This window comes from Paenibacillus sp. FSL H3-0286 (assembly GCF_045040705.1).
Classification (GTDB): domain Bacteria; phylum Bacillota; class Bacilli; order Paenibacillales; family Paenibacillaceae; genus Paenibacillus_AQ; species Paenibacillus_AQ odorifer.
Map to the genome: position 1 here is coordinate 2,228,170 of NZ_CP150285.1, position 18,469 is coordinate 2,246,638.

10 protein-coding genes are annotated in these 18,469 nt (G+C 44.1%); 6 read left to right on the plus strand and 4 right to left on the minus strand.

Annotation, left to right across the window (positions count from 1 at the left end):
- Positions 1 to 57 precede the first annotated feature (57 nt).
- Positions 58 to 645, minus strand: coding sequence for a GNAT family N-acetyltransferase (locus tag MHB37_RS09545; protein WP_405169174.1), 588 nt, complete (start codon positions 643 to 645; stop codon positions 58 to 60).
- Positions 646 to 869: 224 nt separating this feature from the next.
- Here MHB37_RS09545 and MHB37_RS09550 point away from each other — a divergent pair, with 224 nt between their 5' ends.
- The 6 genes from MHB37_RS09550 to MHB37_RS09575 all read left to right on the plus strand — a co-directional run bounded on the left by MHB37_RS09550 (position 870) and on the right by MHB37_RS09575 (position 15,221).
- Complete coding sequence (locus MHB37_RS09550) at positions 870 to 4,628, plus strand: alpha-L-arabinofuranosidase C-terminal domain-containing protein (protein ID WP_405169175.1); 3,759 nt, start codon at positions 870 to 872, stop codon at positions 4,626 to 4,628.
- Between the two features lie 260 nt (positions 4,629 to 4,888).
- Complete coding sequence (locus MHB37_RS09555) at positions 4,889 to 5,410, plus strand: serine O-acetyltransferase (protein ID WP_036679239.1); 522 nt, start codon at positions 4,889 to 4,891, stop codon at positions 5,408 to 5,410.
- 115 nt (positions 5,411 to 5,525) lie between these two features.
- Positions 5,526 to 7,361 carry a UbiD family decarboxylase gene (locus tag MHB37_RS09560; protein WP_076191224.1) on the plus strand — a complete coding sequence of 612 codons (1,836 nt, stop codon included), beginning with the start codon at positions 5,526 to 5,528 and terminating at the stop codon, positions 7,359 to 7,361.
- Between the two features lie 148 nt (positions 7,362 to 7,509).
- Positions 7,510 to 8,058: a GNAT family N-acetyltransferase gene (locus tag MHB37_RS09565; protein ID WP_179086275.1), complete on the plus strand. Its 549-nt coding sequence runs from the start codon at positions 7,510 to 7,512 to the stop codon at positions 8,056 to 8,058.
- Positions 8,059 to 8,418: 360 nt separating this feature from the next.
- Positions 8,419 to 14,607 (plus strand): fibronectin type III domain-containing protein, encoded by a 6,189-nt coding sequence (locus tag MHB37_RS09570; RefSeq protein ID WP_405169176.1) that lies wholly within the window; start codon positions 8,419 to 8,421, stop codon positions 14,605 to 14,607.
- Positions 14,608 to 14,756: 149 nt separating this feature from the next.
- The gene (locus MHB37_RS09575) at positions 14,757 to 15,221 is read left to right on the plus strand and encodes a DUF2269 family protein (RefSeq protein WP_232061246.1); all 465 of its coding nucleotides are present in this window, start codon (positions 14,757 to 14,759) and stop codon (positions 15,219 to 15,221) included.
- Here MHB37_RS09575 and MHB37_RS09580 read toward each other — a convergent pair.
- From MHB37_RS09580 to MHB37_RS09590, 3 genes are all read right to left on the minus strand, one after another.
- Positions 15,193 to 16,353, minus strand: coding sequence for a glycosyltransferase family 1 protein (locus tag MHB37_RS09580; RefSeq protein WP_076191227.1), 1,161 nt, complete (start codon positions 16,351 to 16,353; stop codon positions 15,193 to 15,195). The two genes, MHB37_RS09575 and MHB37_RS09580, sit on opposite strands and share 29 nt — an antisense overlap.
- A gap of 152 nt (positions 16,354 to 16,505) precedes the next feature.
- Complete coding sequence (locus tag MHB37_RS09585) at positions 16,506 to 17,348, minus strand: sugar phosphate isomerase/epimerase (RefSeq protein WP_076191229.1); 843 nt, start codon at positions 17,346 to 17,348, stop codon at positions 16,506 to 16,508.
- Between the two features lie 17 nt (positions 17,349 to 17,365).
- The gene (locus MHB37_RS09590) at positions 17,366 to 18,466 is read right to left on the minus strand and encodes a mandelate racemase/muconate lactonizing enzyme family protein (RefSeq protein ID WP_076124972.1); all 1,101 of its coding nucleotides are present in this window, start codon (positions 18,464 to 18,466) and stop codon (positions 17,366 to 17,368) included.
- Between the last annotated feature and the right edge of the window lie 3 nt (positions 18,467 to 18,469).

The window sequence follows — 18,469 nt, forward strand, 5'->3', positions numbered from 1 at the left end:
ATTTCCCATACAGAGGTTTTTTAGTGTGGGGCGCTATTTACATCCTACCTGTTCATTCTACTGTTGCTGGGAAAGGCGGTAATAATTATAGTCTTCATGTTCAATCGTAATCTCGTCAAGAAGCTCGAAACCACATTTTTGAATGACTCTATTAGACGGGATATTGTGCTTCAGAGCAATGGCGTTTAATACATCGGTAGAGCTATTATCAAACAAATACTTAATTAATCCCTTGGCAGCTTGAGTAGTGTAGCCTTTACCGCGATGATCCTTGGATATGGCATACATAATCTCTCTGTTGGGAACGGGCAATTCATCCTTAATTCCTGTACAACACCAACCAATGAACTCACCGGACTCTTTTAAAATAATGCCTAAACGAAGACGAAGCTCTCCGATATCTCCGCCCGCTGAGATCGCTTGAAGAAACTGCTGGTTCTCTTTTATTTCATAGTTTATTAACCAGTCCAACCGTTGTTCTTTAGGAACATTCCAATCCGGCAAGAATTCAATAATTTCAGGCTGTAGAGTAAGTGCATGAAACTCCTCTAAATCCTCCACGCTATACTCCCGCAGAAAAATATCTTTACAATCAATCGTAAATAAATCACTAGAATTGGCCTTATCATTCGCAACCTCGCTCAACTTGTACCACTCCTTTATTAACTAACAGATATTTTACCATGAAACAAATGATTGATTTGGTAATATTTGATTATAAAAATTGTTTTCTTTTATTTCACATAAATATTAATTGGTTAATATATTAATTGACTATAAAATATGTTATTATGTTTCGTATAAACGGCAATGAACTAATTTGGTTAGGTTTTTAAGATTTCTACTATAAAGATAACAGGTGATCTTCTATGAAAAATGACAACGGTAACAAATTTATTAATGGTAGTCTAATTGCGCATTATAAGTTTGATAATCCAGAGGATGTAGGTCAAGATTTCTCGGGGAACGGCAATGATGGAACCGCTTCAGGTACGAAGCTGCCGGCTATTAAATCCGTAGCAGGTAGACAAGCTGTTGCGCTTGCTGGGGGAGAACATGGCACATCCTATATTTCATTACCTAACGATCTGCTTAAAGAGGTCAGTGACCATACAGGAATTACGATTTCGACCTGGATGTATGTAAGCAAAGCTTCAAGCTTATGGGAAAGAATTTTTGATTTTGGTAAAGGTGAAACAGGACCTTATCTTTTTGTAACCCGCAATTTACGGGGCACTTGTTTTGCAGGGGAAGACTTAATTGCAGATCCAGGGAAATCCTTTGCGACTGATGAATGGGTACACGTTTCCTTTGCAGTTACAGGCACAAAAGGTGGAACACTAAGCAGTGCAGGTCCTGTGATGTATGTAAATGGTGAAGTAGTTGCGGATGGAATGATCAGCCAAACCTCGAGTGGCACATATGCTAAGCTGCGCACATGGTTTGCTACTTTTGAAGACCAACTGAATTATAGCAATAATACAATCGGGAAATCCCAGTACGCGGCAGATGTTGATTTTGGCGGCTATATTTCGGACTTCCGTGTATATAAAGCAGGCTTAACTCAAGATGAAGTGATTGAAATTATGTGCGAATCTTTGACGGATGAAGATATCGTTAAGCTTGCAAAAGATAAATACTTAACCTTCCCAAGCTCGATTATTACCAAAGATATCGAATTGCCAGCTTCGCTGATGGGCGAGAAAGTTGACGTATCTTGGGTATCCAGCGATACCAAAGTCATTTCTAATGAAGGCGTTGTGAATAAAGGAGTTCAATCTGCTCAAGGCGTAACACTTACAGCACATTTGAAAAAGGGAGCTAGTACAGTAGAAAAGTGCTTCACTGTGTCTGTGCTTCCGGAAGATTTGCCACCTTACACCTTAACGATTGACGGCAATCAGGAGATTTTGGATGTTAGCCAAATTCTATATGGTTTATTCTATGAGGACATTAACAATGCAGCAGACGGTGGGATCTATGCAGAGCTAGTGCAGAATCGCTCCTTCGAATCTTTTGCTTTTGACAGCTATTCGCATGTATGTGGTGTACATGGTGCTTCCACTGGAAGAAATTATACACCTCTTCACGCATGGTCTGGGGATACAGACCAAATGACTGTCCATAATACAGGCGGATTAAACGATTTCTTCGGCATCGATGATAAAGATATGAATGCGCATTATGTGACGGTAGCGGATGGCGCGACGATTAATAATAGAGGTTTTGCCGATTCCAATCAGCACTGCTCGATGTTTATTCAGGAAGATGCCAAGTACAACTTCACGATTTGGGCGAAGGCAGAAGCAGCGGGCACAATTACCTTGCAATTGCTCGACAAAGACGGTAAAGCCATCAGCGATACTGCAGTTGTTGAAGTAAACGGTGACGGCAGCTGGAAGAAGTATGGTGTCGATTCAAAGCTTGTATTAACAGGATCTGAAACTGTGCTTGGTCAGCTGGCTTTAACCTTTAACGGTGAGATCTCCATTGATATGGTTTCCTTAATTCCTGATGACGTTTGGGGCGCTGGTGAAGAGGAACGTTCTGCTACAGCTCATGCTAACTATAAAGGAAATTCAAACTATAGATTGCGAAAAGACTTAGTGAATGCACTCGTTGATCTTCATCCTACCTTCCTGCGTTTCCCTGGGGGTTGTATTTCTGAAGGTTCTCACATTTGGGAGAACGTGTACGATTGGAAAGAGTCCGTCAACGATATCGAATTGCGCAAAGAGAACTATAACGTATGGGGCTACATGATGACCATGGGTCTTGGATATATGGAGTATTTCCAATTAGCCGAGGATTTGAACGCAACACCACTTCCGGTTATGGCCTGCGGCGTACTCTGTCAAGCTCGTTCGGATTATGCGAATCCAGCTGGCGGTGCGTTAAGAGATTATTATGTGAAGAACTTTACGGATCTGATTGATTTTGCGATTAGCATGGATTTTGACAATAATGAGTGGGCTGCATTGCGTAAAAAGATGGGCCATGAAGCAGCGTTTGATCTGCGTTATTTGGGTGTGGGGAATGAAAACTGGGGTACAGAGTTTTTCGCCAACTTCGAATATTTTAAAACAGTGATTGATGAGTATATGGTGAAGAACTATCCTGATCATGAATTGACTATTCTCTCTACCGTGGGTGCACAGGCAGATGATGATGCTTACCAGCAAGGTTGGAAATTCCTAAGCGGAAATTTACAGGGCTCGGAAAAAATCAGCTTTACGGATGGTACATCGAGCATCGAAGAGACTGTTACCTGGTACGAAAAACAAAAGAACTACATGGATACCATTGCGGATGAGCATTACTACCGTTCCAATGAATATTTGTTAGAGAATGCTGATCGTTACAACTACTATTACAGAGCCTATAAGGAAGACGGCAGCTTGGATGAGGCTGAAACTTCAAAGGTTTTTGTGGGTGAATATGCTTCCACAGATAAAAACACATTGGCAGGAGCTGTTGCTGAGGCGGCGATTATGTCCAGCTTCGAGAATAACTCTGATGTGATTAGATTGGCGGCAACGGCACCGTTGTTCAACAAGGTTCTGACAGATGGCACCTATAGATGGACACCGGATTGCATCTGGTTCGATGATGAAACCGTATGGTACACACCGAACTATTATGTTCAGCAGCTGTATGCTAAATACCTGGGAACCAAAGTGGTTGGCACCTCATTTTCGACTTATCGCAACGGGGAGAAGGTAGACCTCATTCCTCATGGAGGAATTGAAGTGGCTGCCGGGAAATCAGCTGTGATCGTGAAACGGGTGAAAGTGACTTCGAATGTAGATGGCAGTGTATGGTTGGATCAAGATTTCACGCAGCCGCTGGATGAAGCTTGGAAAGTGATTCCTGGCTCTGCCGGATATACGATGGATCCTTCCAAAGGTCTGGTATTGAAAGCGCAGAATGGCGGATTGAATGGATTGTATATCCTTAATGATGCGTGGACTAATTATAAAGTAGAGGTTGTAGCTGAAAAAGCTTCTGGCGAAGATGGCTTCTATGTAGGCGCAGGTCTGACAGAAATCTCACCGGAAAATAAAGATGTTATCGAATATGCAATTGGCTATAATGGCGATGCCACAGGAGTCAAGGTGTACAAGCAAGGGATTGAGGCTTATACTCTCGGCGATTATTCCTCTAGTACCGCTGCTGGTAACCTTAGAGCCAGTTGCTATGAAGAGCTTGCGGATCATACGGAATATACCATCACCGTTAATTATGGCGGAGCAGATGGCAAACATTTGATTTGCTCTTATACAGATGGCAAGGTAACAAGCAAAGTACTGGATTATAAGCTTGAGGCTTATAACAGAGAGGTATACAATTCCATAACTAAAGATGATAAGCATCTCTATGTGAAGCTTGTAAATGCGGATGGTGTAGAAAAAGCAACGAAGCTTGATCTAAAAGGCTTAAAAGTAGCTGCTACGGGTAAACGGATTACCTTAACCGGAGACGCCTCGCTGGTTCACACACCTAATGTGAACAGAAAAAATGATGAGAAGGTTACACCAGTTGAAACGGAAATCGTAATTGATAAAGACACGGCAATTGTGAAGCTAGCTGCCAATTCCGTGAATGTGATTGTTCTGGATCTGATTTAATAGAGAATATGCTGTTCAACACGCGCCGATCTTTTTGTTCGGCGCGTGTTGTTGTTTAACAAGCCTCTAAATCGGTTGATGATTATATAGAGAGAACTGCCCACTTGCTTGATGAATCTCAGAATCTATCTTACACTGGTGAAAGTACAATCACCGACTGACCCTCCAGCCCGCGATCCTCCCAGATGTTTTATCCACAGTTGCCTTCATTACTCCAGAATACAGTGCATACCCTAGCCCCTAAAAAGGAGAACGATAAAATGATGAAATCATTCAAAACGGACTGGAAAGCAAATCTGAAAAATCCTCAAACGATTATGGCCTTGTTTACTTATCGTTATGGAAATTGGGTGTATTATCGAGTGAAGAATGGCATCGTGCGAAAACCTTTGTGGCTTTTGTATCGGATAATGGATGTGCTTTTTGTCCGTATTCTTGCGAATGGCGAGCTTCACGCTCAAGCTCAAATTGGTGACGCGCTTCATTTACCGCATGGTTTAAATGGGATTATCATTAGTCCTAAAGCGGTGCTTGGAAGCCATGCTACTATTTTTCATCAAGTGACTATTGGCGGGAGAAATAACTTAGGAGAGCCAGTGATTGGAGACAGAGCTTTTATTGGAGTAGGCTCCAAGATTCTTGGACCGGTTGTCATTGGTAACGATGTTAATATCGGGGCCATGTCTGTCGTGGTAAAGGATGTGCCGGATAACGCTTCGGCTGTAGGTATTCCTGCTAAAAATATATTGCGGAGTGAACCGAAACCAGAGAATACAAGATAAAGACGTTAGGTTCTAGTACATAGGGTACGCGTGCGCTTTATTTTAATATCTTACAGGGTATAATTAAAGCATCCAAGTAATCTTGTAATAACCTTCTAGAGATCGGAGTAATGAAATGAAATATAGCAATTTAGAAGAGTGTGTTAATGATTTAGAGAAACACGGACATTTAGTTCGTATTCATGAAGAAGTGGACCCTTATCTAGAGATGGCGGCGATTCACCTAAAGGTTTATGAGGCTGGCGGACCTGCATTATTATTTGAAAATGTAAAAGGCTCGAAGTTTCGGGCCGTATCTAACCTTTTTGGAACGTTAGAGCGCAGTAAGTTTATCTTTCGGCGTACTTGGGACTCCACACATAACGTAATTGCCCTTCGCAACGATCCCGTAAAAGCACTCAAAAATCCATTTAAATATGTTGGTACCGGATTATCCGCGAGAAAAGCATTGCCTATTAAAAAGCCAGGGGGTCTGCCAAGCGGTTTTCAGGAAATTAGTATCTCTGATCTTCCGCTAATCACACATTGGCCGGGAGATGGTGGTGCTTTTGTAACCTTGCCGCAGGTGTATTCAGAAGATCCGGACAAGCCGGGCATTATGAACTCCAATCTGGGAATGTACCGTGTGCAGCTGACTGGAAATGAGTATGAATTAAATAAAGAAGTGGGCATTCATTATCAAATTCATCGCGGCATTGGCGTACATCAGGAAAAAGCGAACCGCCAAGGACAACCGCTTAAAGTGAGTTGTTTTATCGGTGGACCACCTGCTCACTCCTTATCGGCGGTTATGCCTTTGCCTGAGGGAATGAGTGAGATGATCGTTGCAGGATTACTTTCAGGACGTCATTTCAGCTATAGCTATGTGGATGGTTATTGTATCAGCAATGATGCGGACTTTGTGATAACAGGTGAAATTCACCCTGGTGAGACGAAGCCGGAGGGGCCTTTTGGCGATCATTTAGGCTATTATAGCTTGGTGCACCCTTTCCCAGTAATGAGAGTACATAAAGTGTACGCCAGAAAAAATGCAATCTTTCCATTTACGGTTGTCGGCCGGCCACCACAGGAGGATACCGCGTTTGGGGAGTTAATTCACGAGCTGACAGGTGGGGCTATCCGCCAAGAAATTCCGGGCGTCAAAGAAGTTCATGCAGTCGATGCTGCGGGTGTTCATCCCCTGTTGTTCGCCATTGGCAGTGAACGTTATACGCCTTATCAGCAAGTAAAGCAGCCAGCGGAAATTCTGACCATTGCTAACCGGATTTTAGGGACGGGTCAGCTTAGTTTAGCTAAGTTTTTGTTTATTACAGCAGAAGAGAATCAGCCTATCAGCACACATAATATCGAGGATTTCTTGACGTATATCTTAGAGCGGATTAATCTTCATAGAGATATTCATTTCTATACCAATACCACGATTGATACGCTTGATTATTCCGGCACAGGATTAAACAGCGGAAGTAAAGTGATCTTTGCAGCAGTAGGGGATAAGAAAAGAGAGCTATGTACAGAGGTGCCAGGCCTGCTGAAAGAATTACAGGGATTTGAACATGCACGAATGGTGATGCCTGGTCTTGTTGCCCTTCAAGGTGCTAAATTCACAAGCTACGCTGAAGCAGCACTGGAAATGAACAAGCTTAGTGAAGCTATTCAGGAGCAAGGGTCACTTCCTTCTTGCCCAATGATTATTTTGTGTGATGATAGCGAGTTTTTGAGTGAAAAGATCGATAACTTCCTATGGGCGACGTTCACCCGCAGTAATCCATCTCATGATATCTATGGAGTGAACAGTTCTACTGAGTATAAACATTGGTCCTGTGATAACGTGATTATTGATGCTCGGGTAAAACCCCATCAAGCCCCGCCACTGATCCCGGACCCAACCGTTCAGAAGCATATCGAACGATTATTTGCGTCAGGTGGCAGTTTAAGCAGAGTTAAGATATAGAGAAACATTCATAGGCCTTCTTGGGAATCCAAGGAGGCCTATTTGCTGTTTGTGAAATGATTTTGCTCATATGAAATAAAAAAGGAATAGGGGTATTATGGGGTGTATGGTATATATTTACTATTAATATTGGGGAAGTGTTGTTCTGATGGAAATTATGGAAACCGAACGTTTATGGATTAGAAGGTTCTCAGCAGAGGATTGGAAAGACCTTCATGAATATTTGTCGCAAGAAAGTGTTGTGAAATATGAGCCCTATTCCGTGTTTAATGCAGATGAATCTCGCACTGAGGCGCTCAGACGGTCATCGGACCGGGCTTTTTGGGCAGTCTGTCTTAAATCTACGACAAAAATGATCGGCAACTTATATTTTCAAGCGAGCGAACCAAAGGTTTTTGGCGTTTGGGAATTTGGATATGTTTTTAACCCTGATTTTCAGGGAAAAGGTTATGCTACAGAGGCTTGTAATCAATTGTTAAACTATGGCTTTGATAATCTGAAAATGAGACGTGTGATTGCGAACTGTGATCCCGAAAATACACACTCATGGAAACTGCTCGAACGATTGAAGCTTCGTCGAGAAGGACATTTTTTGCAGACGGGTTATTTTAAATACGATAGTAATGGAGAGCCAATCTGGCATGATACTTATTCCTATGGATTGCTCAGAAGCGAATGGTTAAGGATGAAGGAATAGCAAAACTGTTGTCGTAATCTCAAAAGCGGGTGTCCCCTCACTGATTCTTCTGTCCTAACTTCTTCCCAAATCGTAGGTTTTTATAACTATAGGCGAAGAAATTGAACGGTTTAGTGTATGATAAAATCTGTTTTTTAAATGTTCAGAGTGACACTTAGGTGGTAGTATCGTGTTGGATATGAGTGAAACTGGAATCAGCTACCATCCAGCTTCCTGAGCAAAGAGGAGGGGATACGCGCACGAAGTGAACTTATATTTGAAGAACGAATGACAACGAAGCTTATTGTAAGCGTTTACTACAACGGGGCTAGATGCGTACTAAGTTCTTTCAATCATAAGAAAGCGGGTGAAGCACGGAAGATGAAGAGGAATAAACTTGGAAATAAAATATTTATGGTGTTATTGTCGTGGATCTTCATTTGTTCATCAATACTTCCATCTACAACATTTGGGGGGCAACAGGCCAGTGCAGCTTCAGGCCCAATAACCTTGCAATATGATTTTGGAACAGCAACAAGTCCTGTTATGAGTGGTTATACAGGCGTGCATGAATCTGAATTATATACGAATGAGCTAGGGTATGGTTTAGATCAGGCGGTTGCTTCGAGGAATCGCTCGGGTGGAGACGATATGACCAACGATTTTGTATTGGGACTGTCCTATTCTTTTTTAGTGGATCTTCCTAATGGGGATTACGATGTGACTGTATACTCAGGAGATTTACTAGCGGGTACAAGTACAACCAAAACTACGATTACTTTGGAAGGTAGCACGGCTGGGTCGATAAGCAGCAAGCAAGCTGTAAATCAAGCTACCTATCGGACGACTGTTCAAGATGGTCAACTGACCGTCGGCATTACGGGTACAGGGGTTGGCGGATATTTAAATGGACTAATTATTCAGCAGATTGTACCAGGTCCATTGAAAGCCCCTGAGGGATTAGTGGTTCATAATATCACTCCCACTGAGGTATCTCTAGGGTGGAGCAGCGTGACCGAAGCAGTCTATTACAATATTTATCGAACGGTTCTTCCTAGTGGAAGCCTTCAAGCCATAGGTCAAGCTGCTGCTAACAGCTACGTGGATTCAGATGTAAATGAAGGCAGTGGTTACATTTACAATGTGTCAGCAGTAAATGGAAAGGGTGAGGAGTCTGCTTTGAGCGCATCTGTGACCGTAGACAAAATTCCGGGGGTAGAGGTTCCCACAGCACCAACCGGTCTTTCAATTGTCAGTGTTGGTGTAAGTTCTGTTCAACTGAATTGGAACAGTGTGGCTGGAGCTAGCCGCTATACGATCTTAAGGTCTGATTCAGCAGATGGAACATTCCATGAGATTGGTCAGTCAGAGAAGACGACATTTACGGATGCCTCAGCGGACACCTCAAAACGGCAATATTATGGGGTGAAGGCAGCCAATGACCAAGGCGAATCAGAGCTATCTAACATGGTGGAAAGCGCTGTGTATTCGCCTCCTGGAACTTTGCCAGAAGGGGATGTTTATTCCTTTGATTTTGGCCCGGGTGCTGTGGCTGAAGGTTATCTTAAGGTAGATGCAGGGGTATCTTATTCCTCTGAGGTTAAATATGGATTTACAGATATATCGAAAGTAACTGGGGTAGACCGAGGAACCTCAGATCCTTTGCGATCAGATTTTGTGGTCCCTAAGGATGCAACTTTTAATGTAGATTTACCGAATGGCGATTATACAGTGTCACTTATCGCTGGTGACAGCGCCGGAGATACAGAGATTGGCATCAAAGTCGAATCCATTCAAAAAGTTCAACAGACGAGCAAAACAGCAGGCCAGTATTTGGAAATGAGCTTTGACATCGCTTTGGTGGATGGACAAATGAACTTGGTGTTCTCTGGCACTAAGCCAAATATCAATGCACTGGTGATTACTAAGCAGCCAGACCGTCCTGCTAATGAATTGCCAACAGTTTATATTGCGGGTGATTCAACCGTGCAGACTTATGATCCTTATTGGATACCACAGGCAGGCTGGGGACAAATGATTCCTGATTTCTTTAGCGAGGAAGTAACGTTTAAGAATCACGCTATCGGAGGACGCAGCTCTAAGTCATTTATTGTCGAGGGAAGGCTGGATGAAGTGCTGCGTAAGATCCAACCGGGTGATTATTTCCTGATCCAGTTTGGTCATAATGACGCAACGATTAGTGTTCCAGACCGATATGCTTCTCCAGCCGATTACAAAGTTTATTTAAAAACATATGTCAATGGAGCTAGGCAAAGAGGAGCAACTCCGATTCTGGTGACCCCCATGGGGCGCAGAGATTATAATGCTGCGAGCGAAAAATTCAATGTGAGCTTTCCAGAATATGTGCAGGCTATGAAAGAGGTAGCAAGTGAACTTGATGTTGATTTGGTCGATCTTAGCGCACTCAGTGTAGCTTTTTACAATTCTATCGGTTTTGCAGCTACACGCTCTGTATTCCTTCACCTCGATGCAGGGATATATGGTGCTTTCCCAAATGGCTCGACAGACGATACTCACTTTCAAGAATACGGAGCCATTCAAATGGCCCGTCTGCTGGCCAAAGGAATAGGGGAATTAAATATTCCACTCTCCAGCTTTGTGCAGGACATCAAACAGCCGGAAACGGTGCCTGTGAAGCCTGAAGGTCTTGTAGCTGGGAGTATCAGTAATGCAGGTGCAGTATTGAAATGGAATAAAGTAGAAGGTACAGATATCTATAAAATCTATCGTAAGCTAGCGGCAGAAGCCGAATCTGCTTATACATTAGCGGGAACTTCAACTGTCCCTTCATTGACATTAAGCGGGTTGGTTGAAGGTCAAAGCTACTCGGTAAGAGTGACTGCAGTGAACGGGCTAGGAGAGTCTGAGCCTTCAGATGAAGTGAAGCTGACTACGAAATCCGCTCAGTATCGTTATGATTTTGGACCTGTTGGTTCACCCGTTGCTGCGGGTTATACGGAAGTGAATGTGAATGTCCTGTATACCCCAGAACGTGGATATGGTTTGACCTCGAGTGCAGGGATGATTGATCGGGATCGGGGAAATGCGACGGACGATCTGCGCAGAGATTTTGTGATTTATTTTGGAGGATCGTATGAATTCAAAGTTGATTTACCCAATGGTTATTATTCTGTTAAGACCTATACAGGAGATTGGATTGGATCTGCCAAGACGAATGTAGCCATTGAAGGCAAAGATTACGGAACAGTCTCCTCAGGTAAGGAAAATATTGCTGAGAAGCTGTATAACCAGATTGCTGTCAAAGACGGGCAGATGAATCTTGTCTTTAGTGGCACAACCGCTCATCTCAATGGGCTGGAGATCACACCGTTATTATTAGCCCCAACGAATCTGAAACTGGGTAGCCTGGATTTAAACAGTGAGCCTATCACTGCTAATCTTTCTTGGGATAGTATGGAGGGTGCGCTGAAATACCGTGTATATCGTCAGGCTACGGTTGCGAATAGTGCAGAGCTGCTGGGCGAGACAATAGAGCCGCTCTACACAGATACCACTGCGGATATTGGTATGGAATATATCTATACGGTAACTTCGGTCGACAGCACGGGACTGGAATCCGTAGGCTCTAATGCGCTAAAAGTGTCTATGATTGATCCCTCCGTAGCAAAAGCACCCGTACCTAGTGGTCTAGCTGTACAATCTACGAACAAAAATGATGTGACCTTTACTTGGAATGAGGTACCGGATGCACGGATGTTCAACATTTATCGTGCGAAATCCGCGGACGGTGAGTTCATCCTGATCGGCAAATCATTCGAAGCTTCGTACACAGACACGACCATTCTGACTACGATTCCTTACTATTACAAAGTAGCCTCGGTAAATGCAGGCGGCATCTCTGATCTATCCGCTACGTTGGAAACCTCAGCGGTGACAACATTATACCGGAAGATGGAGGCGCTGGATCGTGCGCCTGTAGCGGTTAAGACAGATGAAGGTGTGTATATCAGCTGGCGGATGTTAGGTCTGGATCCGGAAACGATAGGATTCAATCTGTATCGTGGCGATAAGAAACTAAATGATTCGTTGATTACTCAAAACACGAACTATCTCGATATTACAGGCACGGAGGATGCCAAATATAGAATCACATCAGTAATCAATGGAATCGAGAAATCTGCTTCGGAACCATTCAGCGTATGGCGGAAGCAATATCTATCGATCCCTTTGCAGAAGCCAGCAGATGATTACACCAAGGATGGTCAACCGTATACGTATAGTGCGGGAGATGCAAGTGTAGGTGATTTGGACGGTGATGGTGTATATGAAATCATCATGTTGTGGTCACCTTCGAACAGCAAGGATAACTCTCAAGCAGGGTATACTGGACTTGTCTATATGGACGCTTATAAATTAGATGGAACTCGCTTATGGCGGATTAATTTAGGGCCTAATATTCGTGCCGGCGCACACTATTCTCCATTCCTGGTATATGATCTGGATAGTGATGGACGTGCCGAAATTATGATCAAGACGGCAGATGGCACAGTGGACGGTCAAGGAAAAGTCATCGGCAATGCCAGTGCAGACTATCGTAACAGTTCGGGTTATGTGCTGCTGGGCAATGAATATTTAACGGTGTTCGAAGGGGCAACAGGCCGGGCATTGGATACCGTTGATTATGATCCGCCACGTGGAGATGTTGGCGCTTGGGGGGATACCTATGGTAACCGTGTAGACCGCTTTTTGGCAGCTGTAGCTTATTTAGACGGCGAGCAGCCAAGCGTGATTTTTAGCCGCGGTTATTATACTAGAACCGTACTTGCAGCTTACAATTATCGCGAGGGCAAGCTCGAGAAAGTATGGCGTTTCGATTCTAATGATGAAGGATATGGAGACTATGTTGGTCAAGGAAACCACAATCTTTCTGTAGGCGATGTGGACGGCGACGGCAAGGACGAAATAACCTTCGGCGCGATGGCAATCGACGATGACGGATTGCCGCTGTATAATACAAAGCTTGGCCATGGTGATGCAATTCATTTCGGGGACCTTGATCCTACCAGACCCGGGCTGGAAGTCTTTGATGTTCATGAGCATACCGATTCGAAGTATGGGATTGAAATGCGTGATGCAGCTACAGGAGAAATATTATGGGGTGTATTCACGGGGATTGATACTGGACGGGGAATGTCAGCAGATATTGATCCGCGATATGCTGGCGAAGAGGTATGGGCTGCAACGATCACCAATGAGGAGCATATACCTGTTACGGGCCTATACAGTGCGCAAGGGGAACTAATCACTAAAAAACTGCCTTCCTCCACGAATTTTGGTATTTGGTGGGATGGTGATCTTTTACGTGAATTACTGGATGCGAATCGAGTGGATAAGTGGGACTATACCAATCAGACAACGGTTAACTTATTGACGGCTGTAGGTGCTTCTTCAAATAATGGCACCAAGGCGAATCCAAGCTTGCAGGCAGATCTGTTCGGGGATTGGCGTGAAGAAGTGATCTGGCGGGCAACGGACAGTTCTGAACTACGGATCTACACAACAACGGATATGACAGATTATCGTATTCGCACATTGATGCATGATCCGATCTACCGCCTGGCAGTAGCTTGGCAAAATGTAGGCTATAATCAACCTCCGCACTCTGGATTCTTTCTTGGTGAAGGGATGGAACAACCAGCGGCTCCAAAAATTCAATATGTAGGCTCACCGGGAGAAACTGAAGATACTACACCACCTACGATTTCTGGTTTACCTTCTGCTCAAATGAGTGAAACGGATGTATTGAAGGTGCAGGTCGTAGCGGAAGATCCAGAGTCTGGTATTCGCAGTCTGGATATTACTTTTGATGGTAAACCTGTCGTTTATGGAGATGAGATTCCACTCACAGGGCTTGCGGGAGCGCATACGTTCATCGCAACAGCCATTAATAACGCTGGACTTTCGACGACAGAACAAGTGATTGTGTTCGTAAGTGGACCTCAGAAGGCTACAGGTGTTCCGGGGCAATGGGTTCTATCCAATAATAATGGGCAGGATACAGGACTTTTGGACGGGGATTACCAAATCACAATGAATATGTGGTGGGGCAATAATGGTACGGTCTACAAGCTATATGAGAACGGTGCCTTAATCGACACGCAAACCTTACGTGATGATTCCCCAGCTGCACAGACTGCAGTGACTAATATTACCGGAAAAGAAAACGGAACCTACACCTATACGGCTGAGCTAACCAATTCTTTTGGCACAACGGTGTCTGCTGCTCATGTGGTTATCGTGAAGGATGCTGCACCAGCTAAGCCGGTGTTGTCCAATGACAACTGGGATGGCGATGGAGAGTATAAAGTGACCATGAATTTATGGTGGGGGATGAACGGCAATGAGTATCGCTTGTATGAGAACGGAATACTGATCGATACTCAGACTTTAACAGCGGGCACCCCAAACGCACAAACGGCTTCTACTTCTATCACTAACCGTTCTCCAGGCGTCTATGAATACCGGGCTGAACTGTTGAATGATCAAGGGGTAAATGAGAGTGCGATCATGAAAGTTACGGTAAAATAACTGAATATTTGTTAAAAAAGCGCCTAAGTCGGTGATATCCGGCTAGGCGCTTTTTTAAGATTATCTAAGATTTAAAGGATTCTGCAAGACTAATTCTCCTATCAGCCTCATATGAATCTAAACAACGAATGATAGGGGGGATTGTAAATATGGATTTGACGCATATGATCTCAAAGCTTGTGGTAGTTATACATGTTATAGCATCCATAGTGGGAATTGGACCAGCTTTTGTGCTGCCAATACTGACAAGCTCAGCCAAGACAGGCAGTCAGCTTCGTTTTGTATTTGGTCTTATGAAGAAAATAAACAGATTCCCTAAGACAGGTGGGATCACCCTGATCGTTACAGGTATTTTGTTAATGATCATAGATAAAATGGGCTTGTCGGTGTTGTGGTTAAATCTGTCGTTATTATTTTTTATCGTGATCGAAGTGATTATTATTGGAATGGTTGAGCCCCGATTGAAAAAGCTAACCCAGCTCGTAATGACCAGCGAAGGGGAAGAAATTCCTGATGGTTATACTACCGCTATGAACAAGATCGCTCCGCTAGAAGCGGCGGTTCATGTACTTACTATCGTCATTATTATATTAATGGTAGTAAAGCCGGTATAAGATCATAACGCCTATTCTCAATGATCTCTTCATAATCGCGGATGAGTCCATCAAAAATATTCTCCCAAGAGCGGCCGAGTGCCAGCTGTCGGCCTTCATGCCCCATAGCAGCTAGCTTTTGAGGGTGCTCTACACAAGCACAAATCTCACGAATAAAAGCATCCGGGCAGCGGGGCTCGACAATCATTCCTGTGCGGCCGGGTTTGACCAGATCCTTCACCCCACCTTCATTTACTGCGAGGACAGGCAGTCCCGAGGCCATAGCCTCAAGGACAACATTACCGAAGGTTTCCGTACTGGAAGGGAAGACGAATAGATCTGCTGAGGCATATAATTGGGCAAGCTCGTCACCATGTTTATAGCCTGTAAACGTGACATTATGCGGCGCCTGTGCCCGCATTTCCGGCAGAAGGGGACCGTCTCCAACGACCAGCCAATGAACCTGAGATTGCATAGATTCGGGCAATTGCTGCATGGCGAGAGCAAGCGTCTGTATATCTTTTTCAGGGGCGATCCTTCCCACATATAGAAGCAGTAACGGTGCGGTAATTCCGTAGCGCTCACGGACCGCATGGTTGCGTTTTTTGGGGGTATACTGCTGGCAGTCGATGCCTCTGGACCATAGCTTCAGGCGAGGAAAGCCTTGAGTTTGGAGGGAATCGAGGGTTTCATAGGATGGTGCAAAGGTGGCATCACAGGAGCGGTGAAACCATTTCATGTATTTCCAATAGAGCGGAGCGATTTTTTTCATCCGGTAATATTCAAGATAGCGGTCAAAATGGGTATGATAGGAGGCGACATGGGGCAGATCATGTTTGCGCGCATAACGAAGGCCGCAGAGACCGATATTGAACGGAGTTGCCATATGAAGCAGATCGGGACGAAAAGCTTTCAGCTCTGATTGGATAGAGGACATATTGGGCAGTGCGAGTCTACATTCAGGGTATAAGAAAAAGGGGATGCTGGTAATGGGACGTATGGGATCGGCATAACTGTCTTCAGGAGCAGATTTTGGTGAGAAAAGCAGATGTTCAATACCGCGCTCTTTCAAATGGGTGGTTAATCGTTGAAGCGTACGTGAAACTCCGTTGGTTTGCGGAAGAAATGTGTCCGTGAATAAAGCAAGACGCATGGAACCCCTCCCAGGTACTCTTGATGCCCTGATCATAACAGGCGATTATTTGATGGAGGTCAAACGGATGTTAAACAGAATATAAAAATCCACTGCGCCAGGTAAGATAAAGAGGTGTGCAGTGGATTTATTAGTTTTAATGGGATGAAGCCCTACAAGGATTCGTATATCTGTTGCAAAAAGGTAATGCTTTCTCCTAAATGTGACTCAGGAGTGCTTTCCAGGATTCCTTGAATATGAGGACGTTCATATTTCATATAACGAAGGATCGGCTCAAACTCTAGCCACCCTTGACCTACAGGGACTATTTTTATGGCTCCTTCTTGGACGATAAAGTCTTTTAAATGAATGACAGCAATTCGATTTCCTAGAAGCTTCAAAGCCTCCGTAATAATAGCTTCTTGATGCAAGTAATTTGTAGGCGACATTAGATTTGCGCAATCCAATATGACCTGAAGATTGTTAGAAGGGACTTCATCCAGAAGTCGGCGGGTTAAGGGCGCGGTGTACAGCGGATGATGAAGTCCTGCTTCGATTCCTATCGTCACACCAAAACGTTCGGCCCCCGCCACCATGGCCTTAACTGATGCCACCACCTCTTGGAAGGCTTCTTCTGTAAAATTATCTATGGTATACCCAAGTCCCACGCTTCCGGTTTCCGTACCTACCAGACTAGCGCCGAAATCTCTGGCCAAGCGCAGATGGGTATTAAACGCGGCTAACGCTTGCGCCCGTTTGTGAGGATCGGTGTCTACAATATTTACATAGCAGCCCAGAACCGCAATCTGAATACCTGCCTGTCTAAAGGCATTGCCATAATAGCTGGCTGTTCCAGGGCTTATAGCCGTCAGGCTAGGGGCACTATCAGGAAAAGATTTCTTAAGTGCGAACTGGATATGAGTGAAATGATAGGACTTAATCTTCTCAATTAACTCTTGCAATGGAACTTGTGTGAAATCATGTGCTCGAACACCTAGTTGAAGGGGAATGCTCATATGACCGATCGCTCCTATTAGTATTGTTGTTTGTGAGGTGCTAATTTGTCCCAGTCAAAGGTAACACCAGTGCCCGTTACTTCTGGCGCAACTGCCATCCCATTGTCTTTATTAATCACTAGCGGACGTGTAGTGTATTGATCGATAGGGAAGCTATGCATTTCGAGATAACCTGCATTTGGCATAGCTGCTAACAAACTAACGTGCAATTCCTGCATTCCATGTGTGGAAACGGAAAGGTTATAGGCTTGTGTTAAGTGAGCTACCTTTAACCAGCCCGTAATTCCGCCTATATTGGAAGCATCAGGTTGAGGAAAATCAACATGACCATATTGCAGCATGTGATGGAATTCGGTTAATGTGCGCAAGTTCTCTCCGCCTGCAACGGCCATTCCTGTTTCTTCAGCAATCCGTGCATAGCCGGCATAATCTTCCGGAATCGTTGGTTCTTCTAAAAAGAGAATGTCGTATTTCAAAAATTCACGTGCGGCTTTTATCGCTTTTTCCACACTCCAGCTCATATTGGCATCGACCATAAAGGCTACATCCGGGCCGACCAATTGGCGTACCGCAGCCACTCGTTCCACATCTTCAGCTAATGTTTTTTGGCCTAGTTTAATTTTGACAGCCTGGAGGCCCATATCTAAGTATTTTTGATTGTTGCGCAGGAGCTTTTCTAATGGGAAGTTTAAATCAATCGCTCCACCATAACATTTGACCTCATTGCTTGCGCCACCCAGAAGTTTGTAGAGAGGTTCATCTGCTTTCTTTGCACGTAAATCCCATAACGCAATGTCACATGCCGCAATGGCGAAGCTAGCCAAGCCCCCGCGAGCAACATAATGTATTCCCCAGTTCATCTGCTCCCAGATACTTTCCACACAGCTGGCGTCTTTGCCAACTAAGATATGTGTTAATTCATTAGCAATTAGTGAGCAGATCGCTTTGCCGCCAAATCCGCCAGTATAGGTATAACCTACACCTTCACGACCGTCATCCGTTCTAATTTTGACAATGGGAACTTCAAAATGAGTATGCAAGCCATGTTTAGCATCCTCCATGATTTCTGGCAAAGGGATACGATAGTATTCCGTAATAACTTCTTTAATTAGAGACATCTT